The organism is Pseudoxanthomonas sp. LjRoot127 (assembly GCF_964253495.1).
GTDB lineage: Bacteria > Pseudomonadota > Gammaproteobacteria > Xanthomonadales > Xanthomonadaceae > Pseudoxanthomonas_A.
Genome location: NZ_CAXUQR020000001.1, coordinates 2,640,635 through 2,666,603 on the forward strand (window position 1 = coordinate 2,640,635; position 25,969 = coordinate 2,666,603).

Annotated in this window: 22 protein-coding genes; 11 read left to right on the forward strand and 11 right to left on the reverse strand. The window is 68.1% G+C overall.

The features are described 5' to 3' along the window. Positions 1–110: 110 nt before the first annotated feature. A complete protein-coding gene (gene prpC, locus ACSQ19_RS12260; RefSeq protein WP_435997268.1) occupies positions 111–1,256 on the forward strand; it encodes a bifunctional 2-methylcitrate synthase/citrate synthase in 1,146 nt (381 codons plus the stop codon). Positions 1,257–1,424: 168 nt separating this feature from the next. Then, the gene (locus ACSQ19_RS12265) at positions 1,425–1,922 is read left to right on the forward strand and encodes a hypothetical protein (RefSeq protein WP_435306604.1); all 498 of its coding nucleotides are present in this window, start codon (positions 1,425–1,427) and stop codon (positions 1,920–1,922) included. 16 nt (positions 1,923–1,938) lie between these two features. Here ACSQ19_RS12265 and ACSQ19_RS12270 read toward each other — a convergent pair whose 3' ends face one another. The 9 genes from ACSQ19_RS12270 to ACSQ19_RS12310 all read right to left on the reverse strand — a co-directional run bounded on the left by ACSQ19_RS12270 (position 1,939) and on the right by ACSQ19_RS12310 (position 15,090). Next, on the reverse strand, positions 1,939–2,550 hold the full coding sequence (locus ACSQ19_RS12270) for a glutathione S-transferase family protein (RefSeq protein WP_435997270.1): 612 nt from the start codon (positions 2,548–2,550) through the stop codon (positions 1,939–1,941). Positions 2,551–2,772: 222 nt separating this feature from the next. Further along, on the reverse strand, positions 2,773–3,228 hold the full coding sequence (locus ACSQ19_RS12275; RefSeq protein ID WP_296279047.1) for a cell wall hydrolase: 456 nt from the start codon (positions 3,226–3,228) through the stop codon (positions 2,773–2,775). Between the two features lie 516 nt (positions 3,229–3,744). Continuing rightward, on the reverse strand, positions 3,745–5,784 hold the full coding sequence (locus tag ACSQ19_RS12280) for an FAD-dependent oxidoreductase (RefSeq protein ID WP_435997273.1): 2,040 nt from the start codon (positions 5,782–5,784) through the stop codon (positions 3,745–3,747). Positions 5,785–5,872: 88 nt separating this feature from the next. Next, complete coding sequence (locus ACSQ19_RS12285; RefSeq protein WP_296279049.1) at positions 5,873–7,099, reverse strand: Wadjet anti-phage system protein JetD domain-containing protein; 1,227 nt, start codon at positions 7,097–7,099, stop codon at positions 5,873–5,875. After that, positions 7,096–10,524, reverse strand: coding sequence for an SbcC/MukB-like Walker B domain-containing protein (locus ACSQ19_RS12290; protein ID WP_435997275.1), 3,429 nt, complete (start codon positions 10,522–10,524; stop codon positions 7,096–7,098). Before ACSQ19_RS12290 ends, ACSQ19_RS12285 begins: the two co-directional genes overlap by 4 nt. Then, positions 10,511–11,152: a DUF4194 domain-containing protein gene (locus ACSQ19_RS12295; protein WP_296279051.1), complete on the reverse strand. Its 642-nt coding sequence runs from the start codon at positions 11,150–11,152 to the stop codon at positions 10,511–10,513. Before ACSQ19_RS12295 ends, ACSQ19_RS12290 begins: the two co-directional genes overlap by 14 nt. Then, positions 11,149–12,594: a Wadjet anti-phage system protein JetA family protein gene (locus tag ACSQ19_RS12300; RefSeq protein WP_435997278.1), complete on the reverse strand. Its 1,446-nt coding sequence runs from the start codon at positions 12,592–12,594 to the stop codon at positions 11,149–11,151. Before ACSQ19_RS12300 ends, ACSQ19_RS12295 begins: the two co-directional genes overlap by 4 nt. 195 nt (positions 12,595–12,789) lie before the next feature. Then, on the reverse strand, positions 12,790–13,806 hold the full coding sequence (locus ACSQ19_RS12305) for a zinc-binding alcohol dehydrogenase family protein (protein ID WP_435997280.1): 1,017 nt from the start codon (positions 13,804–13,806) through the stop codon (positions 12,790–12,792). An 81-nt stretch (positions 13,807–13,887) separates the two neighbouring features. Beyond that, positions 13,888–15,090, reverse strand: a complete 1,203-nt coding sequence (locus ACSQ19_RS12310) for an MFS transporter (protein ID WP_435997282.1) — start codon at positions 15,088–15,090, stop codon at positions 13,888–13,890. A 97-nt stretch (positions 15,091–15,187) separates the two neighbouring features. Between ACSQ19_RS12310 and ACSQ19_RS12315 the strand changes: the two genes are divergently transcribed. Further along, positions 15,188–16,102 (forward strand): LysR family transcriptional regulator, encoded by a 915-nt coding sequence (locus ACSQ19_RS12315; protein ID WP_296279055.1) that lies wholly within the window; start codon positions 15,188–15,190, stop codon positions 16,100–16,102. 6 nt (positions 16,103–16,108) lie between these two features. Here the strand turns inward: ACSQ19_RS12315 and ACSQ19_RS12320 are convergent, their stop codons facing one another. Continuing rightward, positions 16,109–16,912 carry a DODA-type extradiol aromatic ring-opening family dioxygenase gene (locus ACSQ19_RS12320; protein ID WP_435997284.1) on the reverse strand — a complete coding sequence of 268 codons (804 nt, stop codon included), beginning with the start codon at positions 16,910–16,912 and terminating at the stop codon, positions 16,109–16,111. Between the two features lie 311 nt (positions 16,913–17,223). Between ACSQ19_RS12320 and ACSQ19_RS12325 the strand changes: the two genes are divergently transcribed. The 4 genes from ACSQ19_RS12325 to ACSQ19_RS12340 all read left to right on the forward strand — a co-directional run bounded on the left by ACSQ19_RS12325 (position 17,224) and on the right by ACSQ19_RS12340 (position 20,239). Then, positions 17,224–18,324 carry an OmpA family protein gene (locus ACSQ19_RS12325; RefSeq protein WP_296279057.1) on the forward strand — a complete coding sequence of 367 codons (1,101 nt, stop codon included), beginning with the start codon at positions 17,224–17,226 and terminating at the stop codon, positions 18,322–18,324. A gap of 200 nt (positions 18,325–18,524) precedes the next feature. After that, on the forward strand, positions 18,525–19,034 hold the full coding sequence (locus tag ACSQ19_RS12330) for a hypothetical protein (RefSeq protein ID WP_435997287.1): 510 nt from the start codon (positions 18,525–18,527) through the stop codon (positions 19,032–19,034). A 42-nt stretch (positions 19,035–19,076) separates the two neighbouring features. Then, the gene (locus ACSQ19_RS12335; RefSeq protein ID WP_435997289.1) at positions 19,077–19,874 is read left to right on the forward strand and encodes a pseudouridine synthase; all 798 of its coding nucleotides are present in this window, start codon (positions 19,077–19,079) and stop codon (positions 19,872–19,874) included. Between the two features lie 74 nt (positions 19,875–19,948). Next, positions 19,949–20,239: a hypothetical protein gene (locus ACSQ19_RS12340; RefSeq protein WP_435997291.1), complete on the forward strand. Its 291-nt coding sequence runs from the start codon at positions 19,949–19,951 to the stop codon at positions 20,237–20,239. Positions 20,240–20,265: 26 nt separating this feature from the next. On the opposite strand, the gene kbl is transcribed toward ACSQ19_RS12340, so the two are convergent. Next, positions 20,266–21,465 (reverse strand): glycine C-acetyltransferase, encoded by a 1,200-nt coding sequence (gene kbl, locus ACSQ19_RS12345; RefSeq protein ID WP_435997293.1) that lies wholly within the window; start codon positions 21,463–21,465, stop codon positions 20,266–20,268. 173 nt (positions 21,466–21,638) lie between these two features. Here kbl and ACSQ19_RS12350 point away from each other — a divergent pair, with 173 nt between their 5' ends. Genes ACSQ19_RS12350 through cysW form a run of 4 tightly spaced genes read left to right on the forward strand, consistent with a single transcriptional unit; the run spans position 21,639 to position 25,961 of the window. Continuing rightward, positions 21,639–23,105, forward strand: a complete 1,467-nt coding sequence (locus ACSQ19_RS12350) for an OprO/OprP family phosphate-selective porin (RefSeq protein ID WP_435997295.1) — start codon at positions 21,639–21,641, stop codon at positions 23,103–23,105. Positions 23,106–23,121: 16 nt separating this feature from the next. Further along, positions 23,122–24,138: a sulfate ABC transporter substrate-binding protein gene (locus tag ACSQ19_RS12355; RefSeq protein ID WP_435997297.1), complete on the forward strand. Its 1,017-nt coding sequence runs from the start codon at positions 23,122–23,124 to the stop codon at positions 24,136–24,138. Position 24,139: 1 nt separating this feature from the next. Continuing rightward, positions 24,140–25,000 (forward strand): sulfate ABC transporter permease subunit CysT, encoded by an 861-nt coding sequence (gene cysT, locus ACSQ19_RS12360; RefSeq protein WP_435997299.1) that lies wholly within the window; start codon positions 24,140–24,142, stop codon positions 24,998–25,000. Position 25,001: 1 nt separating this feature from the next. Beyond that, positions 25,002–25,961 (forward strand): sulfate ABC transporter permease subunit CysW, encoded by a 960-nt coding sequence (gene cysW, locus ACSQ19_RS12365; protein ID WP_435997301.1) that lies wholly within the window; start codon positions 25,002–25,004, stop codon positions 25,959–25,961. The last annotated feature ends 8 nt before the right edge of the window (positions 25,962–25,969 follow it).

Here is a 25,969-nt window from a genome sequence, read left to right on the forward strand (position 1 = left end):
GAGGGTACGGCGAAGCCAGCGATGTTCGAGCTGCACGGATTTCGCCGAACCCTCACCCCAACCCCTCTCCCATCGGGAGAGGGGCTCCAAAACAAGATGAGGAATTGAACATGTCAGAGAGCGTCCCCTTCAAGCCGAAGAAATCCGTCGCCCTGTCCGGCACCGCCGCCGGCAACACCGCGCTGTGCACGGTCGGCCGCAGCGGCAACGACCTGCATTACCGCGGCTACGACATCCTCGACCTGGCCACGATCTGCGAGTTCGAGGAAGTCGCCTACCTGCTGGTGCACGGCAAGCTGCCCAACCGCGCCGAGCTGGTCGCCTACAAGGCGAAGCTGAAGTCGCTGCGCGGCATCCCGGCCGCGGTGAAGGCCGCGCTGGAAGAGCTGCCGCCGTCCGCGCACCCGATGGACGTGATGCGCACTGGCGTGTCGATCCTCGGCTGCGTATCGCCGGAGAAGGACGACCATAACCATCCGGGCGCGCGCGACATCGCCGACAAGCTGATGGCCTCGCTGGGCTCCATGCTGCTGTACTGGTACCACTGGAGCCACAACGGCCGCGCGATCGACGTGGAGACCGACGACGACTCCATCGGCGGCCACTTCCTGCACCTGCTGCACGGCGAGAAGCCGCGCGAGTCGTGGGTGCGGGCGATGCACACCTCGCTGATCCTGTACGCCGAGCACGAGTTCAATGCCTCCACCTTCACCTGCCGCGTCATCGCCGGCACCGGCAGCGACATGCATTCCTGCATCGCGGGTGGCATCGGTGCGCTGCGCGGCCCGAAGCATGGCGGAGCGAACGAAGTGGCCTTCGAAGTGCAGAAACGCTACGAATCGCCCGACGAAGCGGAAGCCGACATCAAGGCGCGCGTCGAGCGCAAGGAAGTCGTGATCGGCTTCGGCCATCCGGTGTACACCACCGGCGATCCGCGCAACGACGTCATCAAGCAGGTGGCGAAGGATCTGTCCGCCGAGCAGTCGAGCATGAAGATGTACGACATCGCCGAGCGTCTGGAATCGGTGATGTGGGACATCAAGAAGATGTTTCCGAACCTCGATTGGTTCAGCGCGGTCAGCTACCACATGATGGGCGTGCCGACGGCGATGTTCACCCCGCTGTTCGTGATCGCCCGCACCAGCGGCTGGAGCGCGCACGTGATCGAGCAGCGCATCGACGGCAAGATCATCCGCCCGAGCGCCAATTACACGGGGCCTGAGGATCTGGCGTTCGTGCCGATCGACCAGCGCTGAGGCAAGCGCCGCTGACACGCGGGGCCGTTTCGACGAAGGTCGGGCGGCCCCGTGTCGTTTGTGTGACCCGCGTGGCAGCCGGGAAGGGCCGGGCCGGGGTACTACTGGCGGACAGGGGAACGTCGTAGCCGCGGGAGGGGCCCGCCGCGCGTCGTTTGGGGGGATGCCATGCAGACCAGATGGTGCAAGACAGAGGCCGGACGCAACGAGATCCAGCAACGCACGCGCAAGTTGCCGGCGGGGCTGCGTTCGATCCTGCTGCTGGTCGATGGCCAGCGCAGCGACGACGAACTGCAGGCGATGATGAGCGGCCTGCATGCGCCCGACGATGCGCTCGGCCAACTGGCGACGGACGGACTGATCGAACGCCGCTCCGGTGCCGCCTCGATGCTGGCGGCCGTGGCCGCCACCAAATCGAACGACGGTGCGCCCCCGGTCATCATGACCTCCGCCGAACGCTACAACCTGCTGTATGCGCGCATTACCGACGACATCCGTTCGCACATCGGCCTGAAGGGCTACTTCCTGCAGCTCAAGGTCGAGCGTTGCGCGAACGCCGATGATCTGGAAGCGCTGCTTCCCGATGTCGCCACTGCGATGACGAAGGCGCGCGACCACACCTTCGCCACGCGTTGGCTGGAGGACGTGCGCGCGTCGCTGGGCTGACGCGCGCCGCGCAGGATCAGGCCAGGCCTTCGGCCTTCAGCGCGGCCTGCACGCCGGCATCGGCCTCCATGCGCTGCTTGAACGCGGCGACGTTATGCAGGCCCGACAGGTCGACGCCCATCCGGTCTGCCCAGCGCAGCGTGATGTAGAAATACGGATCGGCGAAGCTGCGGAAGCCGGCCAGCCAGTCGCGGCCTTCCAGTTGACTGTCTGCCTGCTCGAACAAGCCGCGCACGCGCTTGCGCGCTGCGTCCTTCACCGCCTCGAACTGCGTCTCGTCGCCGATGAAGCGGGCCGGTCCGAACAGCGGATGGAACGCCGGGTGCAGGTCGGAATTGACGAAGGACAGCCACTTCGCGGCCTGCGCGCGCTGCTGCGGCGAACCGTCGCCGGCCAGGTGCGCCTGCGGATACGTGTCGGCGATGTAGCCCATGATCGCGGCGTTCTGGGTCAGCACGAAATCGCCATCGACGATCGCCGGCACCGCGCCGGTGGGATTGATCGCCAGGTACGCCGGCGCCTTCATCTCGGCGGCCGTCATCACCTGAACGTCGAACGGCTGGCCCGTCCACTGCAGTGCGATGTGGTCGGCGGTCGAGCACGCGCCGGGCTTGGTGTACAGCTTCATGGTGTCCCTTGGGAAAAAGAAAGGCCCGCGATTATCGCGGGCCTCGGATGTTTCCAATGTGATGCGCGGTGCAACGGATCGTGTCGCCTACGAACCACAGGCATCGCGGGGGTTTGCCCTCACCCCTTGCCCTCTCCCGCGAGAGAGGGGGAGCAGGGGCCATGCGGCTCCGGCTGCGGCGAACGGATCAGCGCGTGCGCGTGGCTTCGAAAGCGCTCGGTCTCAGGAGCGGGGCTTGAGCTTCTGCACGCGCAGGAACGTGTGGTCGCCGATGGTGGCCACGTGGTACGCGTTGCGCCAGCTCGGGCTGGCGATCTGGTGCGCCATGAAGTGGCTGGCGCCGGGTACGATTTCCTTGCGCTGGCCGGGCGGCAGGGCCCAGTTGCGTTCGGCGTTAAGGGCGACGGTGACCGACTGGGCCCAGGCCTCCGGGTTCTTCAGGCGGGTATTCGGCCCGACGATGGTCGGTGCGAACTGCTTGCGGGCGGTGACCACGGAGCAGACGGAATCACCCCACAGGCCGCTGTCGCGGCGGCGCAGGGCGACCTCGGCGACGGCCTGCTGGCCGCGGAGGGTCTGGTCGCGGGCTTCCAGGTAAACGGTGGTGCTGAGGCAAAGCGAATCGGCGGCCGGCTGCGGCAACATCTGCGACAGCCATAGGATCCAGGCCAGTTTCATGGGAACTCCTTGCTCCGTCTTTCCCGCACCCCTGCCTCTCCCGTCACGCGGGGAGCGGCAAACCTGGGACATGCGGCAGGGCGTCATGGGGAGGCAGCCTTCACACGGGCTGCCCGGGGACCGGCAAGGCCGGATCAGAGGGATCCGAGCGCCGGGCTCAGCCCGCCTGAACTGGGCGGCGGGCCGGAAAGTGGGCGCAAGGTAGGGGGGGGCGTCCCAACTCGGCCTGAACGGGCTGGCTTGACGGCGGGGGCACCCATCTGGCTGGAAACTGTGAGGGACGTCGCAGGAAGCAGGCCCGTGGAGCGGAGATTGCTGCGTCTCTCAGCCCGAGTCGCTGCCGCATTCCGGGCGGTCGGGAGTGGGGCAGGCTCGACGCAACGATGTCTTTGAGGCGTTTGTTCGGGCTGGTTCCAAGCGCCAGTAGAGCGGAGCTTGCTCTTCTGCTCTTGCCCAGGATTTCCAGGATTCCAGCCGTTCCGGAGTCGAGCAAGCTCGATTCTACGGAGGGCGCGCTTACAGACTTGCCGCCAACCGGCTGCCCTGGTCGATCGCGCGCTTGGCATCCAGTTCCGCGGCCACGTCGGCGCCGCCGATCAGGTGCGCCGTCCGGCCGGCGGCCAGCAGGGCGGCCTGCAGCTCGCGCCGCGGCTCCTGACCGGCGCATACCACCACGTGGTCGACCGGCAGCAGCTGGTCGGCGCCGTCCACCTTGATGCGCAACCCGGCATCGTCCACGCCCAGATACTCCACCCCGCCAAGCATCTTCACCTGCTTGGCCTTGAGTGTGGCCCGGTGCACCCAGCCGCTGGTCTTGCCCAGGCGGGCACCCGGCTTGCCCGGGCTGCGCTGGAGCAGCCAGACCTCGCGGGCGGGCGGCTCCGGATGCGGGCGTGCCAAGCTACCGCGGGCTTCGAAGGTGGGATCCACGCCCCATTCGGCCATCCAGCGGGCCGGGTCCAGCGAGGACGAAGGCCCTTCATGGGTCAGGTACTCGGCGACGTCGAAGCCGATGCCGCCGGCACCGATCAGTGCGGCGCGTGCGCCCACCTTCACCCGGCCCGACAGCACGTCCACATAGCTGACGACCTTGGCGTGGTCGGCGCCCGGGAAGGCGACCTTGCGCGGGGTGATGCCGGTCGCCAGCACGACTTCGTCGAAGCCGGCCAGATCGTCCGCCGCGACCGGAGAGGATAGTTTCACCTCCACGCGTGTCTCTTCCAGCTTGTGGCGGAAGTAGCGCAAGGTCTCGTGGAACTCCTCCTTGCCCGGGATCCGCTTGGCATAGTTGAACTGCCCGCCGATCTCGTCTGCCGCATCGAACAGGGTCACCCGGTGGCCCCGCTCGGCGGCGACCGTCGCGCAGGCGAGTCCGGCAGGGCCGGCGCCGACCACCGCGATGGTCTTCGGCGCGAACGTCTTCCTGTAGGTGAGGTCGGTCTCGTGGCAGGCGCGCGGATTGACCAGGCAACTGGCGAGCTTGTTCTCGAACACGTGATCCAGGCAGGCCTGGTTGCAGGCGATGCAGGTGTTGATGGCCTGCGGTGTGCCGGCGCGCGCCTTGGCCGTCCATTGCGGGTCGGCCAGCAGCGGGCGCGCCAGCGACACCATGTCGGCCTTCCCGGCGGCAAGGATGCCTTCGGCGACCTCGGGCATGTTGATCCGGTTGGTCGCCACCAGCGGCACGCGCACGTGCGGCTTGAGCTTGGCGGTGACGTCGACGAAGGCCGCGCGCGGCACCGAGGTGACGATGGTCGGCACGCGCGCCTCGTGCCAGCCGATGCCGGAATTGATGATCGTCGCGCCCGCGGCTTCCACCGCCTTGGCCTGCTGGACGATCTCGTCCCACTGGTTGCCGTCTTCGACCAGGTCCAGCAGCGACAGCCGGTAGATGATGATGAAGTCCGGGCCCACCGCCTCGCGCACGCGCCGCACGATCTCCACCGCGAAGCGCATGCGCTTCTCCGGCGTGCCACCCCAGGCGTCGTCGCGCTTGTTGGTGCGCGGCGCGGTGAATTCGTTGATGAAATAGCCTTCCGAACCCATGATTTCCACGCCGTGGTAGCCGGCGTCGCGCGCCAGCTTCGCCGCGTTGGCGTAGGCGCTGATCTGGCGTTCGATCCCGCGGGCCGACAGCGCGCGTGGAGTGAACGGATTGATCGGTGCCTTGAGCCTCGACGGCGCCACGGTCAGCGGGTGGTAGCCGTAACGGCCGGCGTGCAGCAACTGGGCGCAGATCTTCGCCCCATGCTCGTGGACGGCCTTGGTCACGAACTTGTGCGGCCGGGCCTCCCACGGCCACGACAGCTTGCCGCCGAACGGCTTCAGCCAGCCCACCAGGTTGGGCGAGAAGCCGCCGGTGACGATCAGGCCCACGCCGCCGGCCGCCCGCTCGGCGAAGTACGCCGCCAGGCGCGGGAAATCCTTGGCCCGGTCCTCCAGCCCCGTGTGCATCGAGCCCATCAGCACCCGGTTGCGGACCGTGGTGAAGCCCAGGTCGAGCGGCCTGAACAGGTGGGGGTAGGGCGAGGAGTCGGTGGCGGCGGTCGACGTCATGCGGGCAGTGGATACGCGGGCGTATGGGTGGGCGCACGATGCCGTGAAACACCGGGGCACGCAAGCGCGGTCGGGACAGTGGAGGCCATCATCGCGCGGCGAGGTCTGTGGGAGGCAGGCGGGCGGGCAGGGCTTCCTGCTCGATGCACAGAGGCTGCGCGCGCAGCGCGTCAGCGACGCCCGCCCAGCCAGCACGTCCAGCCCATCGGCACATGGCCTGCAGCAGATCGGGTGCAGGTACCGACACGTCGTGCACGGAGATCGGCAGGATGTCCGCAGGCGTCATCAGCCATGGCCGCAACCGATGGCCGCTCGCGGCGACGGTATCCGCGAGGACGGCAGCGATGCGGAAGCCGCCCTCGTCAATGTCTCCCCAGTGCCACACCGGAATGTCCGGGGGCAGCGAACTCAGCAGTCGGGCATAAGCGCGCCGCCAGGCCGGAGACGGCATGCCGCCGGTGTAGACCACCAGCGCGCGCTCTACGCCTGCCGTACGTGCGGTGTCGTGGAAGCTGGCCAGGTTCTCCACGCTCAGCACGCATGCGGCATCGGTCCGCACGCCCCGCACGGCGTCTAGCGGAACGCCGAGGAAGGTCGTGGCGAGCGGCAGTTCCACGTCGCTGTCCAGCAGCAGCGTGCCGGTACCGGCGACCAGCAGCGGCTGCGGCTCGCGGCGAAGGCCCAGCGAGGCCCAGACGTGTTCCTTCTCGAGGGGACCATCGGCAGCCAGCTGACCGCTACCCAGCAGGTCCAGCCACGGGGTGAGCTGTTCGAGCCGCTTGCTCGCCTGCGCACGCCCTGCGAACAGGCGTGCGCTCTCGCGGCGGAGGATGCGTTCATGGGCCTCGTCGGTGAGGCGGGCGCGCACTGCCAGCGCGGCGTCGGCGAGGTCGAGTGCCGCCTCCGGACCGTGGCCGCGCACCTTGCGGTCGGCCCGCCACGCCGCCAGCACGTCATTCAGCACCGGGAAGTCCGTCAACCACGCCGACAGCGCCCCGGCGGCTTCGCGCACGCGGGCGTCCAGCAAGGGCACGCCCAGGTGGTCGGCCAGTACCTCGAGGTCGATCACGGTGAGCCGCAGCAGGCGCTCACCGTCGCCGCGATGCCGGTCGCGCTCGACCTTGACCGCGCCGGCGCGTTCGGCGATGGCGACCTGCGCGTGGAAGCTCTCGCGTTCGGCCAGCGTGCGCAGCGACGCATAGTCGCGCGCGCTGGCTTCGGTCATCGGCAGCGATGCGGGGGAGGCATCGCCGCGCAGCCGGGCGCGTTCGCCCTTGCGCAGCAGCCGCTCCAGCACGCGCCGGGCGTCGCTCACGCCGGCGCCTGCTGCCTTTCGATGCGGGCGGTTTCCTCGGCCAGCAGCTCCGGATGCAGGTCGAACTGGTCGGACAGCAGGAGTGCGCGCGCGGCGGCCTGCACCTCGATGCGCTCGGCCTGCAGCAGGTCGCCATCGCGGAACAGTTCGATGTAGCTGTCGAGCACGCCGCTCAGCGTGCCCTGCGCCGTGTCGGGTGCGGCCAGCACCAGCTGCAACCCCAGCGAGCGCAGGTAGTTGGTGGTGGCGCGTGCATTCTGCGCGTCGATCTTGTCGCCGAACTCGTCCAGCAGGATCAACCCGAGGCCGCCCGGATGCGCCTCGCTCTTGCCGTAGGCCGCCGCCAGCGCAGCACCGGCGATCACGTACAGCGGCGCGCGGTGCTCGCCGCCGGAACCGGACCGCATGCGCTCGCTGAGCGTGCCGATCACGGCGTCGTCCTGGCGGATCTGCACTTCGAAGCGGAAGAAGCGGCGGTAGTCGTCCAGCGGGGAGGTGGCAGTCCGTGCGGCAGCGCCGTCCTCGATCAGCTCCCGGAACGCCGCCGGCACCTCGCCGGCCGTGCCGAACAGGGTGTCTTCACCGCCGATCTCCACGGCGCGCTTGATGAAGCGCTCCAGTTCGCGGAACTCCGGCACCACCTCGTAGTGGAACTGGTAGCGCTCGTTGTTGGAGAACGGCGGGCTGCTGCGCAACGTCCGGTTGAGTGTGGCGATCTGCTGGCGCAGGCGGATGAAGTTGTCGTTCAGCGCCGCCGCTACGCCGGCGCGGAAGGTGTCCACGGCGGTGTCATAGGCCTGGCGCGCCTCGCCTTCGTAGCGCACCAGGTCGGTGTCGCGCAGCTGGGCCAGTTCGCGCTGGAGCAACGCCAGCGCCGGTCGCCACGCACTGGCGTCGAAATCGACGTCCAGCTGATGGTCGCGCGCGTACTGGGCCAGCGTGCTCCAGGCCTCCGGCAGCAGCTTGGCGAGCTGTCGGTCGCTCTCGTCGGCACGCCGCTCGCAGGTGGCGCTACGTTCTTCCAGGGTCTCGACCTTGGCATCCAGTTCGTCGCGATGCCGCTCGATCAGGTTGGGATCGACGTCGGGATCCCCGAAGGCATCGACGGCGCGACGCGCGACTCGTTCCTCCTGTTCGCGCAGACCGGCGAGCAGGCGGCGACTGCGGTCCAGATCGGCCACGGCGACCGCTTCCTGCCCGACCAGGGCATCGGTACGCGCCTCGCACTCGCCGAGTTGCGTGGCGAGTGCGCGCACGGCATCGGACAGGCGGAGCAGGTCGGGATCCAGCGCGGCGAGGCGGCTTTGCTGCGCAGCGCGATAGCGTCCCGCGACCTGGCGATGTTCCACCGCGCGCTCGTGCAGCGCCTGTGCGACCGCATCGGCGTCGGCCAGCCGCGCCAGGCTGCGCTGGCATTCATCGGCGCGGCGCAGGTGCGGCTCGATCTCGCGGACCTCGCGTTCGGCTTTCTCGATTTCTTCGTGCAGCACGCGCAAACGGGCGCGGTTGTCGGACGCGCCGATGCGAAGCTCGCCGGCGGCAGGCAGGCGCAACCGCTCGATGCTGCCGCCGCGCGCCAGCAGGCCGTCGCGGGTCAGGCCCTGGCGGCTGCGCACCAGCTCGGCTTCGGTGTCCACGCAGCGCAGCTCGCCCAGCTGCCTGCGCAGGAACGCCAGGGCATCGTCGTTGACGCCTTCCAGCAGCGCGGCGACGCTGCCGACCGCAGCGTCCCGCCCGCGCAACTCGCGCGCCTGGCTGGACAGCGCCAGTTTCACGCCGTAGACCGAACGCCCGCCGGACAGGCCGCGATACAGCTTGACCGCGCGTTCTTCGTCGGCGGCGGGAATCAGCAGCGCCTCCACGTTGCTGCGCAGATAGGCTTCGATGGCGGGCTGCCATGCGGGATCCGCGACGCGCACCAGGTCGCAGACGGGGCGCGCATCGATGCCCGCCTCGCGCAGGTAGCTCATCAGCCGCACGGTATCGGCATGCAGTTCCGCCTGTCCGGCGGCCAGGCGCTTCTGGTTCTGCCGCGCGGCCAGCAGCGCGTCGCGCGCCTTGTCGTACGCGGCGTGCAGGTGACGGGCGTGCTGGTCGACCTGCTCGCGCAGGGGCGCGGACCTGCTCAGCGCCTGGCGTGCGTGCGCGAACAGGTCCTCCGGCGTCCAAGGCAGCGCCTCCCCGTCTGCCAGCGACGCCAGCGCGGCATGCCATGTGTCCCACTCCGCGCGCGCCGCGTCCACGGCACCGGCCTCGATGCCGTCGAGCGCGAGCGCATCGAGTTGGCGGAAGGTATCGCGGACGAAACCGATATCGCGTTGCAGCTCGCGGATCACCTGTGCCAGGCGCTCGCGATCGCGCTCGGCCAGTTCGTCGAGTTGCGCCTGTTCGCCATACCCGCTGCTCCCCTGCAGGCGGGCGGTGGCACGTGCTTGTTCATCGCGCAGCATGTCGCGTTCGGCGCGCGTGTCGATCAGGTGGCGGCGGGTATCGGCGAGGCCGTTTTCCGCACGGGTCACGGCGCCTTCGGCCTGATCCAGCTGTTCGCGGTACAGCTCCCGCGCGTATTCGGCGGCCAAAGCGCGGTAGGACGCGGCCCGCACGGCCTGGGTGGCGATGCGGTCGTACTGCCGCTCGACGCCTTCGGCCGCTTCGATGCGCTGGCGCACCTGTGCGATGCGGTCGCGGATCTGGCGGAAGCTCTCCAGCAAGGCACGGAAGCGGGCGATGTCGGTGGGCCTGTCCTCGGCTACCAGCGTGCGCACGAACAGGTCCACGTCCTCCACACGTTGCAGGTTGAGGGCGTTGAGGAATGCCTTGCGGTAGGCGTTGATGTCGGGGTTCGCGGTGGGCGAGGCGCGCAGGCGCAGCAGCAGGTCCTTCACGAAGCGCTCGGCCACGGTGTGCAGTTCGGGCGCACCGCCGGCCGCCTTGCAGCGGCGCACGGCCATCTCGCGGAAGGTCGGCCAGGCCAGCGGCAGTTCCTTGCCCTTGACCTGTTCTACATGGTCGGCGAGCTCGAGCGCCACGCCCGGCAGCAGGTACAGCCCGTGCAGCCGATGGTCGGGCTCGTCGACCGATGCGCCGAGTGCGATGCCGGCGGTCAGCAGGTCGCCGGTGTCGGTATCGCGGAACACCAGCGAGATGTAGGTGGTGGCGGTGCGCCGCTTGCGTCCGTCGTCGCCGCTGCGGAACACGCCCAGGCAGTAGTCGCGGATGGTGCGCGCACGATGGCTGCCGCCGGCCTGCGCGTTGAACCGGATGCGGCTGCGGTCGCCGCCCAGCAGCACGATCTGCAGCGCATCGAGCAAGGCGCTCTTGCCGGCGCCATTGGGCGCGATGATGGCGGTGGTGGCGTCCAGTTCGAGGGTCTGTGCCTCGAACAGGAAGAACTGCACCAGGTGCACGCGCTCAAGCTGCTGCATCGCCGTCCTCCGTGACGTCGTCGTTGTCCGCGCCGCCGGCGTCGTCGTCGCGGTTGTGCTGGTCCAGCCGTTGCAGCCACTGTTCGCCGACGATCTCCACGATGGCGGGGCGCACGTGCAGGTGGAATGGCTGGGGATCGTCCGGTTCCGACTCGACCAGCCGGCACGTGCCCCAGCGTCGCAGGGTGCGGGCGAGTTCGCGCAGTGTGCCGACATCGGGCATCGGCCGCCCGGCCAGTGCCTGGTAGGCCTCCTGCAACTCGGGCAGTTCGACGGTGACGACACCTTCGTCCTCCACCATGCCTTGTCTCATTGCTTCGTCATAGCGCTGCCGCAGGACCAGCAGCAAGAGCGTTTCGCCCAGCGTCACCGGAACGCCCTCGGCATGCGCGGGCAACGCCACCACGTAGCGGTAGTGGGCATTGCGCTCCAGGCGGATGCCGAGCGGGGCGAGCGCGGCGATGAAGTCGTCGAAGTGGTCTTCCACCAGGTGGTACGCCAGGCGCGTATTGCGGTCGCTCGCGTACAGCACCTGCTCCACCACCAGGCGGTAGGCGGCGCGTTCGAAGTCCTGCACGGCGTAGACGCCGTTGGAGAGTTGGCTGAGCGTATTCCAGCTGCGTTTCATGCGGTTTTCCGTGAGGGCGTACCGATGCGGCGCACGACGAAGCGTGGCGCGCGCAGATAGCCGTTGTCGTCGTGGCCGCCGGCATCGAGCAGTTCGACGCGATACCCGCGCAGCAGTCGGCCCAGTGGATCCTCGCGTCGCAGGCCGCCGGCGCGATGACTGCGCAACGCGAGCGTGAGCAGGGTCTGGTAGGCGCGCAGGTCTTCGATGCTGGCGATGGAGAACGCGCCGGAGTCGACGGCATCCGTCGTCTCCAGGTGCGGGCCGACATAGCGCGCCATGTCCTCGGCGGTGACCAGGCGCGCGCGCTTCATCCGGCGCAGCAGGTTGAGCCGCGCGAGTTGCTCGGGTGTCGGCGGCTGCGTGGCGTTGGCGCTGCGTGGGATGGGCTGCGGCTTCTGCCGCGGCGGGCGCAGGCGGCTCGCGTCCATCAGCGCGCCTGGCGCCACCGGCAGTCGCAGTGCGCTTTCCGGCGCATGCTGCACGCCACGACAGGCACGGCGCAGCAGGATGTCCAGCTTGTCGGGTGCGCGCAGGCGATAGTCGAGGAAGGCGAGTGCACGCCGGTTCGCCTGGCGGATGTCGTCGTCCAGCCGTCCGAGGTATTCGTCGATGCGATCCAGTTCGCGCAGGCGCCGCAGGCTGCGCGCGAACCGCTGGCCGCCGCGCTCGCCGCCGCCGCCGCCCACGTGCTCGCGGTACCACGCGAGCAGCGCCGCGCGGCGCTCGCCGGTCTCGATCTGCTGCGCCATGGACAGGATCGCGCTGCGCCGCGCCAGCGGATGGTCGCCCTTGTGCAGTTCGGCGTAGTCGCCGATGAAGAACTCGCTCACATAGCGCTCGAACCACTGGCGCGCGAACTGCGCAGTGGATTCGGCCTTGCTCAGCTCCGGCATCAGGTCGCGCACCTGCAGGCTCATCGACGACAGCGACACCAGCAGTCGCCGCGCCTGGTCTGCGGCTTCGTCCAGGGCATCGCCCGATGCCTTGCCGTCCGTCACCAACTGGAGCTGGTGCTCGATCGAACGCATCTTCGCCGACACGAAGGTCGGTCCGTGTTCCGCGAATTCCACCAGCAGCGAAAGGAACTGGTGCACGACCGGCGGCATGGTGACCATCTCTCGTGCACCGATGCGGTCCTGGCGCAGCCAGCCCGCGCTACGGAAGCGGTCGTAGATGTGGTTGACCCGCACCGGCAACGGGGTGTCGGGCGAGTCGCCGTCCTCGTCTTCCCAGGGATCGTCCGCCAGCAGGTAGCGCTCGAGTGCGGCGGTGATCTCCCGGCGCTGGAAGCCCATGCTCGGCGGCACGGGCGCGTCCGGCCCGAAGAATTCGTCGAACAGGCGGCACAGCAGCAGCCAGTAATGCTCCCGGTTTGCCGATGCCAGCGGACCGAACAGGCCGCTTGGCAGCAACGGGAACAGGGCGGGCGGTTGCGTCATGGCCGCGCGGCCCGCCGCGTCAAGCCGGCAGTGTGATGTGGCAGGCGCGGCGGCGCCGGGAAAAGGGGCATGGCGGAATCGTACGGGCGGGCGGATCGCGCAGCAGCGCGCGGCGGCCAGCCACGATAGCGCAAGTCCCCGGCGCGTCGGTACCCAGCGCCGGCGGACTGCCGGCCGGCGCGTCGCTCCTCCGGCCTACCAGCCGGCCAGCACCAGCTTGCCAATGGTGGTGCCGGATTCCAGCCGGCGATGCGCCTCGCGCAGGTTCGCCGCGCTGATCGGCGACAGCGTATCGGTCAGCGTGCCGCGCAACTGGCCGGCATCGATCAGGTCGGCGACGCGGTCCAGCAGGGCACCCTGTTCGCCCATGTCGGCGGTGCGGAAGCGCGGGCGGGCGAACATCATCTCCCAGTGGATGCCGATGCTCTTGGCCTTGTACGGGTCGCCGATGCGCAGTTCGCCCTTGGGTTCCACGATCAGTCCGACATGGCCGAGCGGTGCGAGCAGTTCGCCCAGCTCGGTCCAGTAGCGGTCGGTGTCGGCCAGGTTCAGCGCCGCATCGATCGTGTCGAAGCCCAACGCCTTCAGCTGCGGTCCCAGCGCTTCGCGATGATTGACCACGTGGTCGGCGCCCAGCGCCTTGCACCAGTCGATGGTGTCCTGGCGCGATGCCGTCGCGATTACGGTGAAGCCGGCGCGCTTCGCCAACTGGATCGCGATCGATCCCACGCCGCCGGCACCGGCGATGACCAGCAGCGACTTGCCTTCACCGCCGCCGTCGATGGCGTACGGCATGCGGTCGAACAGCAGTTCCCATGCGGTGATCGTGGTAAGCGGCAATGCGGCGGCTTGCGCGAAGTCGAGCGATGCGGGTTTGCGGCCGACGATGCGTTCGTCGACGAGTTGGAATTGCGCGTTGCTGCCGGGGCGGGTGATGTCGCCGGCGTAGTAGACCGCGTCGCCGGGCTTGAAGCGGGTCACGGCTTCGCCAACCGCTTCGACCACGCCCGCGGCGTCGTAGCCCAGCACCTTGGGTTGCGCTTCGACCTGCGGCTTGGGCGAGCGCACCTTGGTGTCGACCGGATTCACCGACACGGCCTGCACGCGCACGAGGATGTCGTGGCCGGTGGCGGTGGGCGTATCGAGTTCGACGTCCAGCAGCGATTGCGGATCATCGATGGGCAGGTAACGGGTGAGTGCGATGGCTTTCATGGCGGTTCCTCGTGGGGAGTCGGGACACGTGCCGCGATGATGCGGCGCGCGGATTAAAGAGGCGATGCGACGAAGGGAGGATCAGGCGCAATCGGCGGAGAGCGCGAAGCGCTGGCAGCGCTCCAGCGCAAGCGCCCACAACGCGACCGCGAATGCGGAGGCCGGCACCAGTGCTGCGACCCACGGCAATGCGGAAAGGCCGAGCCCTTGCGAAATCACCACGCCGCCCAACCACGCGCCGAGCGCGTTGCCGAGGTTGAAGGCGCCGATGTTGAGGCTGGACGCCAGACTCTGCGCATCGCTGGCCTTCTGCAGCACCCACAGCTGCAGCGGCGACACCGTTGCGAATGCCGCGGCACCCAGCAGGCCGGTGAAGACGATCATCGCCCAGCGGCTGTGCAGGGCGAAGCTCATCACACCCATCACCAACGCGAGCGCCGCGAGCGTGCCGAGCAGGGCGGTGGCGAGACGGCGATCGGCGAAGCGCCCGCCCAGCAGGTTGCCGATGATCATGCCGACGCCGAACACGAGCAGGATCGGCGACACGGCCGCATCGGCGAAGCCGGTCACCTGCGTCAGCAGCGGCTGGATGTAGGTGTAGACGGTGAACATGCCGCCGGAGCCCAGTACCGTCATCAACAGGCCCAGCAGCACCTGCGGGCGGCCGACGACGCGCAGTTCGTCGCGGAACGACAGCGGCGCGGGCGCGCTGCGGTCCGCCGGCACCAGCGTGGCGATGATGACGGTGGCGAACACGCCGATGGCGGTCACGGCCCAGAACGTCGCGCGCCAGCCGTATTCCAGGCCCAGCCAGGCGCCGGCCGGCACGCCGAGCAACGTGGCGACGGTGAGGCCGGTGAACATGATGGAAATCGCCGAAGCCTTGCGGTCTTCACTGACCAGGCCGGTGGCGACCACCGCGCCGACGCCGAAGAACGTGCCGTGCGCCAGCGAGGTGATCACGCGAGCGGCCATCAGCAGTTCGTAGTTCGGCGCGAGTGCGCAGGCCAGGTTGCCGAGGGTGAACACGATCATCAGCGCGACCAGCACCGCCTTGCGCGGCATGCGGTTGGTGGCGGCCGTCAGCAGGGGCGCGCCGACGAACACGCCCAGCGCGTAGCCGGAGATCAGCAGGCCCGCCGCAGCGATGGAGACCTGCAGGTCGGCGGCGACCTGCATCAGCAGGCCCATGATGACGAATTCGGTGGTGCCGATGCCGAAGGCGCCGGCGGTGAGCGCATACAGGCCCAGCGGAAGCCGGGAGGACGTGGGAGCGGAAGGCATGGTGGAAGCCCGGAAGGAACAAGGCGCGCAGCTTGCGCCTTCCCTTCCTGATGGGAAACGGTGAATATGCCGAATCACTATCAATGGAATATTGATAATGGATCGTGTCGGCGACCTGGCCCTGTTCCTCCGCGTGCTCGATCTCGGGTCGATCACCGCGGCCGCCCACAGCCTGGATCTGTCCGTGGCGGTGGCCAGCCAGCGACTGAAGCGGCTGGAGAAGGAATTGGGGGTGCGGCTACTGCACCGGACAACCCGACGCCTGCACCCGACGCCGGAGGGTGCCGCGCTGGCCGAGCAGGGGCGGGTGCTGGTGGAGGAGCTCGAGACGCTGGGCACGGGGCTGCGCGAAGCCGCACGCGAAGTAGCCGGCACGCTGCGGGTCACGACCTCCGCCTCGTTCGGGCGCCAGTACGTCTCGCCGCTGCTGCCGGCGTTCCTCGCACGGCACCCGAAGCTGCGGCTCAGCATCCATCTGAGCGACAACGTGGTGGATCTGGTCAGCGAGGGCTTCGACCTTGCGATCCGCATCGGCGCGCTCGACGATTCACGCCTGGTCGCCCGGCGCATCGCCCCGAACCGGCGCGTACTGTGCGCCTCGCCCGACTATCTGCGCCGACGCGGGCGACCGCGCACGCCTGAAGACTTGGCCCGGCATGATTGTCTGCTGCTGTTCGGCAGCGGTGGCCGCCAGGACGTATGGCGGCTGGGGACGCCGGCGGGCGGCGAGGTCGCCGTGCGCGTGCAGGGACGCTTCGAAAGCAATTTCGGCGAGGTACTGCGCGATGCCTCGCTGGCGGGCGAGGGCGTCGTGATCCATTCGCTGTGGCACGTCGCCGACGACCTGCGCGCCGGCCGGCTGGAAGTGGTGTTGCCGGATTACCCGTTGGCTACGACTGCGATCAGTGCCGTGATGCCGCAACGTCGCCTCGTACCGCCGCGCGTGCGGGCCTTCACCGACTTCCTGATCGAGCAGTTCGGCGATCACCCGCCATGGGAGCGCGGTCTTTAGGGCGGGTCAGGCGGTGTCGAAGGCGAAAGCGTCCAGCGCCAGGCCACCCATTTCCACGTCGCGATGGAGCAACCGCCCCTCGGCGCCAAGCCCGCCGGCGCCTAGCGCTACATAAAGCGGGAAGAGGTGTTCGGTCGTCGGATGGTTGCGATGTGCTTCCGGCAATGCGGTCCAGTCGAGCGCACCCGCGACGTCTCCCGCCAGCAATCGGTCGCGCAACGCTTCGGTGAAGTCGGCGACCCAATCGTAGGGCGCTGCGTGCGCGTGTTGCCAAACGAGGGCACGAAGGTTATGCGAGAACCCGCCGGACCCTACCACCAGCACGCCCTGCGCGCGAAACGGCGCGAGCGCCAGCCCGATGCGGTAATGCCAGTCGGCGGTCTGCGCCGGATTGACGGAGAGCGCGACGACGGGGATCTCGGCATCGGGATACATCCGCCGCAGCGGGACCCACACGCCGTGGTCCAGGCCGTGGTGGTGATCCACCTGCGCGGCGAAACCCGCGTCGCGCAGGTGGTTCGCGATCTGGTCCGCGAGCGCCGGTGCGCCTGCGGTCGGGTACTGGATGCGATACAGCGCCTCCGGAAAACCGCCGAAATCATGGATCGTGTCCGGCGTCGGAGCGGCCGTGAGCGTAGGTTGCGCGTGGACGAAATGCGCAGATGCCACGAGGATCGCGCGTGGCCGCGGCAAGCGCGTGCCGAGATGGTCCAGGAACCGCCCCGTCGGCGAATCCTCGACCGCGAGCATCGGCGAGCCATGCGACAGGAAGAGGCTGGGAAGGGGGGCAAGCGGGGAGGCGGCATTCATGGCACGAAGGATCGTCACCTTCCGGGGCCGTACCAAGGGTCTGCGCTGCACCAGTGCGTTGCGAACCCGTGATACCACTGGGAAAGGCTCCCCTTTGACAGGCCAAGCGTGAAGATCTGCGCCACTTCGCTTGAAGAGTGTTAACCTTGCCCGACTTGTTATGGTACCGTTAACACAGTCTTCACGTACCCCCGCATAATCTGTTCAGCAAGGCGACGGGTGTCTGTCGCCTCGGATAACAACTAGAACCGCTGTTGGCAAAGCACTTCGGTTTTTCTAACACTGAACTTTTACATGGAAAGGAGCTGCAAATGAACAAGAAGATTCTCTGCGCCGCGCTGCTCGGCGGCCTGAGCCTCGCGAACACTGCGATGGCGCAGGAATTCGACGACCGTTGGTACCTGACCGGTTCGGTGGGTCAGAACATGCAGGATTCGGATCGTCGTACCGACGATACCCAGTTCGGCACCTTGGGCCTGGGTAAGTTCATCAGCCCCAACTGGTCGATCGACGGCGAGCTGAACTACCAGAACCCGGGTTTCGAGTTCAATGAAGACCTGAACTGGAGCCAGTACGGTATCTCGCTCGATCTGCGTCGCCACTTCATCCAGGAAGGCCGCGGCTGGAACCCGTACATCGTGACGGGCCTGGGCATGCAGCGTTCGGAAGAAGAGTACGTGATCAACAGCCCGGCCTCGCCGGCGCAGCGTCGCGACAACAACCTGGCTGCCAAGCTGGGTATCGGTCTGCAGGGCACCTTCGACAAGCGCGTCGCCGTGCGTGCGGAAGTGGCCTACCGTGCCGACTTCGACGACCAGAGCTACACCGCTGAAGGTGGCATCCACCAGCAGGAAGAGAGCTGGTTCGGTGACGTGCTGGCTTCGGTCGGCGTCGTGATCCCGCTGGGCCCGAAGGCCGAAGCCGCTGCTCCGCCGCCGCCGCCGGCCGCTCCGAGCTGCGCCGACCTGGACGATGACGGTGACGGCGTCAACAACTGCGACGACAAGTGCCCCGGTTCGCAGGCTGGCCAGACCATCGGTCCGGACGGCTGCCCGGTGCAGGTCTCGATCGACCTGAAGGGCGTGAACTTCGACTTCGACAAGTCGACCCTGCGTCCCGACGCGATCGCGATCCTGAGCGAAGCCGCCGAGATCCTGAAGCGCTACCCCGACCTGCGCGTCGAAGTGGCCGGCCACACCGACCTGTGCGGTGCGGACGCCTACAACCAGTCGCTGTCGCAGCGTCGTTCGCAGACCGTGTACGACTACCTGACCAGCAACGGCGTCAGCGCCTCGCGTCTGGTGGGTCCGATCGGTTACGGCGAGAGCCGTCCGCTCGAGCCGACCGCGCAGACCCTGCCGGGCTGCAAGAGCGAGCGTAACCGTCGTACGGAACTGAACGTCCAGAACTGATCGGACGCTCTTCCAGCACCATGCGAAGCCCGGCCTTGTGCCGGGCTTCGTTTTTTTCGGCGTGATGCGCGCGAATTGCGTGATCGCGCTTCGTCTTTCCGCATCAGATGCGCTGCACGCCCGTTAATTTCTTGCCTTGCCATGAGGCGCTGCCTAAACTCCGGGCACGTCCCGCAAGAAAATGTCACGGAGCTTCGCCGATGCATCGCCACGTCCTTGCCAGTCTGTTGTGCATCGCCGTCACGCCCGTCGCATATGCCGCGCCGGACTGCGCCGGGAGTCTGGTTCCGCCGCCGCTGAAGACACCCGCGACAGTGATCGCGCCGGTGGCACCGGAGTTCACCGCGGCCGCCACGCAGCTGGGTGCGCCCTCCGGCGTGCTGGCGTCGCATGCGTTCGACGAGTCGCAGTCGGTTGACCGTGTGCTGATGCGCCTGCGTATCGAAGGCTGCCGCAACGTCGCCAAGGCGATGCCCGCCGTTACGGCGCCTTCTGCGGCGGCCGCCACCGCCAGCCCGGCGGCCTACCAGCCCAAGACGGCGCACGACAATACGCCTTGGCGGTTCGACATGAGCCAGAACGGCAAGCGGATGACCGCAGACGAGTTCGATGCCTGGATGAAGTCGCGCGGCGTGCGCGTGGTCAAGGCTCCCGGTGCTCCGGCTGCCGCGCCTGCGCCTGCACCCGCCGAGCCCGCCAAGAAGAACTGATGCGCGAACGGCCGGTTTTCCGGCCGTTCTGCTGTCGGGACCATGACGACGCGCAGGCCTCCTTTCCGCGACACCGCGCGTGGCGGGGTGCGTGCGCGCGTCAGTGATGCGAAGGGCGCGCGTCACGGACTCGCCCGCGCATTGTCGAAGCAAGGGGTGTGTTCGCGCAGCGAGGCCGCCCGCTGGATCGTCGAGGGCAGGGTGTCGGTCGATGGCCGCATCGTGCGGGATCCGGAATTCCCGGTGGTCGCGGGCCGTGCCGCGATCCGGGTGGATGGACAGGCCGGTACCGCACCCGAGCGGCTTTACCTGATGCTCAACAAGCCCCGCGGCCTGGTGACCACGGCGCGTGACGAACAGGGACGGGACACGGTTTACCAGTGCCTGGAAGGCGCGCGCCTCCCATGGATCGCGCCCGTGGGCAGGCTGGACAAGGCCAGCGAGGGCCTGCTGCTTTTCACCAACGATCCCGAATGGGCGGCGCGCATCACCGATCCGGCACACGGTCCCGACAAAACGTACCACGTGCAGATCGATCGTTTGCCAGACGCCGCGTTGCTGCAAGGCCTGACGGACGGCGTAAGCGTCGACGGCGAAACCCTGTCCGCCCATGGCGTTCGCATCCTGCGAAGCGGGGCGCGCAATGCGTGGCTGGAGATCGTCCTGGACGAGGGACGCAACCGGCAGATCCGTCGCCTGCTGGCCGCGTTCGATGTCGGGGTATTGCGCCTGGTGCGTGTCGCGATCGGACCGGTGGTGCTGGGCGAACTGGGCAAGGGCGCATGGCGCGCGCTCGAGGCGCATGAGCGGGATGCACTCGCCCCGACAACCGGGCGCTGATTGCGCGACGGCGGTCCGGGTTCGGCGCAGTCCGCCTGTCTACACTCGCTCACGCTGATCCTGGGGAACCCACCATGTACCGTTCGAACCTGCGCCTGCCACTGTGCGGCGCCATGATGCTCGCCGTCGGCCTGTCGACGGGCTGCGCGTCGACATCCTCGTCCTCCGCGATCAGGAAGGATGCGCCGGAAGACGTGGTCACCGTGAAGGCCGGCCCGCACGGCCACCGGTTCGACATGCAGCAGAACGGGCGCAGCATGACGGCGGAAGAATTCGACGCGTGGATGAAGGCACGCGGCATCCGCGTCGCGAAGGGCGCGCCGGCCAAGCCAAGGACCGCCAGTACGGCGAAGCGCGCCCGCTGACCTGGCAAGGCGCGCCGGTCCCTGCATCAGGCGTTCAGCACGTCCAGGTCGCGGCCGATACGGATGAACGCGTCGATCGCGCGGTCCAGGTGTTCACGCGTGTGCGCGGCGCTTATCTGCGTGCGGATGCGCGCCTGACCCTTCGGCACCACGGGAAAGAAGAAGCCGATCGCATAGATGCTTTCCTGCAGGAGGCGCTCGGCGAAACGCTGCGCCAGCGGCGCGTCGTACAGCATGACCGGACTGATCGGGTGCACTCCCGGTTTGATGTCGAAACCGGCGGCCGTCATCTTCTCGCGGAAGTAGCGCGTGTTTTCCTTCAACCGTTCGCGAAGGTGGCCGGCCGCGGACAGCATTTCGAACGCCTTGATGCCGGCAGCCACCACGTGCGGTGGCAGCGAGTTGGAGAACAGATACGGGCGTGAGCGCTGGCGCAGCAGCTCGATCACTTCCTTGCGGGCGGTGGTGAAGCCGCCCAGCGCGCCGCCCATCGCCTTGCCCAGCGTGCCGGTGATGATGTCGATGCGATCCAGCACCCCCTTCACTTCGGCCGAACCGCGACCGGTGGCGCCGAGGAAGCCGGTGGCGTGGCATTCGTCGATGTGCACCAGCGCGTTGTACTTCTCCGCCAGCGCGGTGATCTCGTCCAGCGGGGCGATGAAGCCGTCCATCGAGAACACGCCGTCGGTGGTGATGAGCTTGGTCTTGCAGCCGGCCGCATCGGCCGCCTGCAGTTGCGCTTCCAGGTCCGTCATGTCGCAGTTCGCATAGCGGAAGCGCTTGGCCTTGCACAGGCGCACGCCGTCGATGATCGAGGCATGGTTCAGGGCGTCGGAGATGATGGCGTCGTCCTCGCCCAGCAACGGCTCGAACAGGCCGCCGTTGGCATCGAAGCAGGCGGCGTACAGGATGGTGTCCTCGGTACCGAAGAAGTCGGCGATCGTCTTCTCCAACTGCTTGTGCAGGTCCTGCGTACCGCAGATGAAGCGCACCGAGGCCATGCCGAAGCCGTGCGTGTCCAGCGCGTCCTTGGCCGCGGCAATGATGTCCGGGTGATCGGCCAGGCCCAGGTAATTGTTCGCGCAGAAATTCAGCACCGTGCGGCCGTCGGCGAGGGTGATTTCGGCGGACTGCGGGCTGGTGATGATCCGCTCCGACTTGAACAGGCCCTGGGCGCGGATGTCATCGAGGGTGGCGGCGTAATGGGCAGTGAGTGGGTTGGCCATGGCACGGGGCTGGGAAGGGAAGGCGCCATTCTACCCGCGGCCACAAAACGCCCTGTTGCGTCATGCGCGTACGGCATAAGCGACCCCCGTTTCGTCATTTCCCTGTCCGCATGTGCGCCCGCAGCATCGCCTCTCCGGCCCAGGACGGGGCCTTCACACGGGGAACAGCGGTCATGCGGACACACTCGGGCCCACGCAAGCGCAAAGGCAGTGGCGTCGCCATCCTGGGCGCATTGGCCTGTTCGCTCGCGCTTCCCGTATCCGCACAGAACCAGCCCACGGTGCAAGACCTGCTGCAACGCCTGGAAGCGCTGGAGCGCCGCGTCGGCGATGCGCCGACGGCGGCAGCGGCCGAAGGCGAAACCAGTCCGGCCACGCTGGGCGACCTGGATCAGCGCCTGCGCATCCTGGAGCGGCGCATAGAGCTGCAGCAGGAAGAAACGGCGGCCAAGGCCAAGGACGCTCCCGTGGTCGCGGTGAACGACAAGGGCGCGTCGCTGAAGTCGGCCAATGGCGACTACGAGTTCAAGCTGCGCGCCCTGGTGCAGGGCGACGCGCGCTTCTTCCTCGACGACGACGTGGTGCCGCAGAACGACACCTTCCTGTTCCGCCGTATCCGCCCCACCATCGAGGGATCGCTCGGCAAGCTGGTGTCGTTCCGGCTGACGCCCGAGTTCGCCGGCGACAGCGCGACGATCGTCGACGCGTACGTCGATGTGAAGCTGGATCCGGCACTCACGCTGCGCGCCGGCAAGGTCAAAGGCCCCATCGGACTGGAGCGGTTGCAGTCCGGCGGCGCGATCGGACTGATCGAGCGCAGTTTTCCCACGGAACTGGCGCCCAACCGCGACCTGGGCATCCAGGCGCAGGGTGAGTTCGCGGAAGGACGCGTGACCTATGTGGCGGGCGTGTACAACGGTGCGCCGGATGGCCGCGATGCGGCGACCACCAATCCGGATGAAGAATTCGAGTATGCGGGCCGGCTGTTCTTCGAACCGTTCAAGAACACCAGCAGTTCCTGGTCCGGCCTGGGCTTCGGCATCGCCGGCAGCATCGGCGACAAGCAGGGCACGGGCAACAACTTCCTGCCGCGCTATCGCACCCAGGGGCAGGCGCAGTTCTTCAATTACCGCAGCGCGGTCGCCGCGGATGGCGAGCACAGCCGCATTTCGCCGCAGGGCTATCTGTATCGCGGCCGTTTCGGCCTGCTGGCCGAATACATCGCCTCGAAGCAGGAACTGCTGGTCACCAGCGGCGCGGCGGCAGGCACACGTGCGGATCTCGAGAACACCGCCTGGCAGGCGACGGCGAGCTGGGTGCTGACCGGTGAAGACGCCAGCTACCGCGGCGTGGTGAAGCCCTCGAAGCCGTTCAGTCCCGGCAGTGGCTGGGGTGCGTGGGAACTGGTGGGGCGGTACGGCGAACTGGAGATCGACGACCGTGCCTTCCCGCTGTTCGCCGATCCGCTGGTCGCTGCGCGGCGCGCCAAGGCATGGACGCTGGGCGTCAACTGGTACCTCACCAGCAACCTGAAGCTGGTCGTCAATTATCTGGACACGCAGTTCGAGGGCGGAGCCGCCGCAGGTGCGGACCGCGAAGACGAAAAGGCCGTGTTCTCGCGACTGCAGGTCGCCTTCTGATTCCCGGAGACCCTCCATGAAGACTTCCATCCGCCACCATGTCCGCACTGCGCTGCTGGCCTTCGGCCTGACGCTGGCCGCCGCCTCAGGCGCCAAGGACATCAACCTGCTCAACGTGTCGTACGACCCGACGCGCGAGTTCTACCGCGAGTTCAACGCCGCCTTCGCCGCCGACTGGCAGAAGACCAGGGGGCAGAAGGTCAGTATCGAGACCTCGCACGGCGGTTCCGGCAAGCAGGCGCGCTCGGTCATCGACGGCCTGGAAGCCGACGTGGTGACGCTGGCGCTGGCCTATGACGTCGACTCCATCGCACAGCGCGCCAAGCTGTTCCCGGCCAACTGGCAGTCGCGGCTGCCGGAGAACAGCGCGCCGTACACGTCGACCATCGTGTTCCTGGTGCGCAAGGGTAATCCGAAGAAGATCCGCGACTGGCACGACCTGGTGAAGCCCGGCATCTCGGTTATCACGCCGAATCCGAAGACCTCGGGCGGCGCGCGCTGGAACTACCTGGCGGCGTGGGCGTATGGGCTGAAGATCTTCAAGGGCGACGAGGCCAAGACGCGCAACTTCGTGCGCGCGCTGTTCCGCAACGTGCCGGTGCTCGACACGGGTGCGCGCGGGTCCACCACGACGTTCGTCCAGCGCGGCATCGGTGACGTGCTGCTGGCGTGGGAGAACGAGGCGTTCCTGTCGATCGAGGAACTGGGCCCCGACAAGTTCGACATCGTGGTGCCCTCGCTGTCGATCCTCGCCGAGCCGCCGGTCGCGCTGGTGGACCGCAACGTGGACAAGCACGGCACGCGCGAGGCGGCCCAGGCCTACCTCAAGTACCTGTATTCGCCGACCGGCCAGCGCCTGGCTGCCAAGCACTACTACCGTCCGCGCTACCCCCAGTACGCGGCGCGGGAAGACATCGCACGCTTCCCCAAACTGGAGCTGGTGACGATCAACGGCGTCTTCGGCTCATGGGCGAAGGCCCAGTCCACGCATTTCGCCGACGGCGGCGTGTTCGACCAGATCCAGGCGAAGTAACGTGGCGGCAGTGCATCCGTGGTCCGGAAAGGCGCGCACGCGGCGCGTCATTCCCGGTTTCGGCCTCAGCCTGGGCTACACGCTCGCGTGGCTGGGGCTGATCGTGCTTATTCCGCTGGTAGGGGTGTTCGCCAAGGCGAGCGGGCTCGGGCCGGCCGGCCTCTGGGCGGTCTGGACGGAGCCGCGCGTGCTGGCGGCACTGCGCATCAGCTTCGGCACGGCGCTGGCGGCGGCCGCCTTCAATGCCGTGATGGGCACGCTGGTCGCGTGGGTGTTCGTGCGCTACCGCTTCCCGGGCAAGCGGGTGTTCGACGCGATGATCGATCTGCCGTTCGCCCTGCCCACCGCGGTCGCGGGCATCGCGTTGACGGCGCTGTATGGACCGACGGGATGGATCGGGCAGTGGCTGGAGGCGGCGAGCATCAAGGTGGCCTACACGCCGCTCGGCATCACCGTGGCCCTGGTGTTCATCGGCCTGCCGTTCGTGGTGCGCGTGGTGCAGCCGGTGCTGGCGGAGATCGAGAACGAACTGGAAGAAGCGGCGGCCACGCTCGGCGCAAGCCGCTGGCAGGCGGTGCGCCATGTGGTGCTGCCGACGCTGTGGCCGGCCGTGCTGGCCGGCTTCGCGCTGGCGTTCGCGCGCGGGGTGGGCGAATACGGTTCGGTGATCTTCATCGCCGGCAACCTGCCGGGCGTGTCGGAGATCGCGCCGCTGCTGATCACGATCAAGCTGGAAGAGTTCGACTACGAGGGCGCCACCGCGATCGCCGCCGCGATGCTGTTGTTGTCGTTCGCGCTGCTGCTGGTGATCAATACCCTGCAGGCGCGGCTGCAGCGGACCGGCAAACGGGCGGGCGGGTAGCATGGGCGACGCCCTCTCCGCCGTCATCGCCGTTCCGCCGGAGTCGTCTGTCGTGGATGCACCTGCACGTCCCGTCCGCCGCCATGCCGCTACCACCGAGCCCGCCTGGGTGCAGGTGCTGCTGGTACTGGGGGCGCTCGCGTTCCTGCTCTCGTTCCTGCTGCTGCCGCTGGCATTGGTGTTTGTGGAAGCGCTGCGCGGCGGCTGGACGGCCTTTGCGGCCGCCATCACCGAAACCGATGCGCTGGCCGCGGTACGACTGACGCTGCTGGTGACGGCGATCGTGGTGCCTCTCAACCTGGCCTTCGGCGTCGCGGCCGCGTGGGCGGTCAGCAAGCACGAGTTCCGCGGCAAGCGGTGGCTGGTGACGCTGATCGATCTTCCATTCGCGGTATCGCCGGTGGTCGCCGGGTTGATCTACGTGTTGATCTTCGGTGCGCAGGGCTGGGCCTACGCGTTGATCGATGAAGGCTGGCGCTTCTCGCTGCCGCTGCTGGGCGAGCTGCACGTGCAACTGCCGAAGATCATCTTCGCGCTGCCGGGCATCGTGCTGGCCACGATCTTCGTGACGTTCCCGTTCATCGCGCGCGAACTGATGCCGCTGATGGAGCAGCAGGGTACGGACGAAGAGCTGGCTGCGCTCAGCCTCGGCGCCAGCGGCTGGCAGACGTTCTGGCGCGTCACGCTGCCCAACATCCGCTGGGCGCTGCTGTACGGCGTGCTGTTGTGCAGTGCGCGCGCTCTGGGTGAGTTCGGCGCGGTCTCGGTCGTGTCCGGCCACATCCGCGGCCGCACCAACACGCTGCCGCTGCATGTGGAAATCCTCTACAACGAGTACGCATACAGCGCTGCGTTTGCGGCGGCCTCGCTGCTGGCGCTCACCGCGCTGGCGACGCTGGTGCTGAAGACCTGGCTGGAATGGCGCCACGGCGAAGCCCTGGCCGCCAACCACCGTCATTGAGAAGGCGA

What these genes read in the sequence shown, in the direction of transcription:
- prpC (WP_435997268.1), top strand. Translation starts at nt 111, where the DNA reads ATGTCAGAGAGCGTCCCCTTCAAGCCGAAGAAATCCGTCGCCCTGTCC.
- ACSQ19_RS12265 (WP_435306604.1), top strand. Translation starts at nt 1,425, where the DNA reads ATGCAGACCAGATGGTGCAAGACAGAGGCCGGACGCAACGAGATCCAG.
- ACSQ19_RS12270 (WP_435997270.1), bottom strand. Translation starts at nt 2,550, where the DNA reads ATGAAGCTGTACACCAAGCCCGGCGCGTGCTCGACCGCCGACCACATC.
- ACSQ19_RS12275 (WP_296279047.1), bottom strand. Translation starts at nt 3,228, where the DNA reads ATGAAACTGGCCTGGATCCTATGGCTGTCGCAGATGTTGCCGCAGCCG.
- ACSQ19_RS12280 (WP_435997273.1), bottom strand. Translation starts at nt 5,784, where the DNA reads ATGACGTCGACCGCCGCCACCGACTCCTCGCCCTACCCCCACCTGTTC.
- ACSQ19_RS12290 (WP_435997275.1), bottom strand. Translation starts at nt 10,524, where the DNA reads ATGCAGCAGCTTGAGCGCGTGCACCTGGTGCAGTTCTTCCTGTTCGAG.
- ACSQ19_RS12295 (WP_296279051.1), bottom strand. Translation starts at nt 11,152, where the DNA reads ATGAAACGCAGCTGGAATACGCTCAGCCAACTCTCCAACGGCGTCTAC.
- ACSQ19_RS12300 (WP_435997278.1), bottom strand. Translation starts at nt 12,594, where the DNA reads ATGACGCAACCGCCCGCCCTGTTCCCGTTGCTGCCAAGCGGCCTGTTC.
- ACSQ19_RS12305 (WP_435997280.1), bottom strand. Translation starts at nt 13,806, where the DNA reads ATGAAAGCCATCGCACTCACCCGTTACCTGCCCATCGATGATCCGCAA.
- ACSQ19_RS12310 (WP_435997282.1), bottom strand. Translation starts at nt 15,090, where the DNA reads ATGCCTTCCGCTCCCACGTCCTCCCGGCTTCCGCTGGGCCTGTATGCG.
- ACSQ19_RS12315 (WP_296279055.1), top strand. Translation starts at nt 15,188, where the DNA reads ATGGATCGTGTCGGCGACCTGGCCCTGTTCCTCCGCGTGCTCGATCTC.
- ACSQ19_RS12320 (WP_435997284.1), bottom strand. Translation starts at nt 16,912, where the DNA reads ATGAATGCCGCCTCCCCGCTTGCCCCCCTTCCCAGCCTCTTCCTGTCG.
- ACSQ19_RS12325 (WP_296279057.1), top strand. Translation starts at nt 17,224, where the DNA reads ATGAACAAGAAGATTCTCTGCGCCGCGCTGCTCGGCGGCCTGAGCCTC.
- ACSQ19_RS12330 (WP_435997287.1), top strand. Translation starts at nt 18,525, where the DNA reads ATGCATCGCCACGTCCTTGCCAGTCTGTTGTGCATCGCCGTCACGCCC.
- ACSQ19_RS12335 (WP_435997289.1), top strand. Translation starts at nt 19,077, where the DNA reads ATGACGACGCGCAGGCCTCCTTTCCGCGACACCGCGCGTGGCGGGGTG.
- ACSQ19_RS12340 (WP_435997291.1), top strand. Translation starts at nt 19,949, where the DNA reads ATGTACCGTTCGAACCTGCGCCTGCCACTGTGCGGCGCCATGATGCTC.
- kbl (WP_435997293.1), bottom strand. Translation starts at nt 21,465, where the DNA reads ATGGCCAACCCACTCACTGCCCATTACGCCGCCACCCTCGATGACATC.
- ACSQ19_RS12350 (WP_435997295.1), top strand. Translation starts at nt 21,639, where the DNA reads ATGCGGACACACTCGGGCCCACGCAAGCGCAAAGGCAGTGGCGTCGCC.
- ACSQ19_RS12355 (WP_435997297.1), top strand. Translation starts at nt 23,122, where the DNA reads ATGAAGACTTCCATCCGCCACCATGTCCGCACTGCGCTGCTGGCCTTC.
- cysW (WP_435997301.1), top strand. Translation starts at nt 25,002, where the DNA reads ATGGGCGACGCCCTCTCCGCCGTCATCGCCGTTCCGCCGGAGTCGTCT.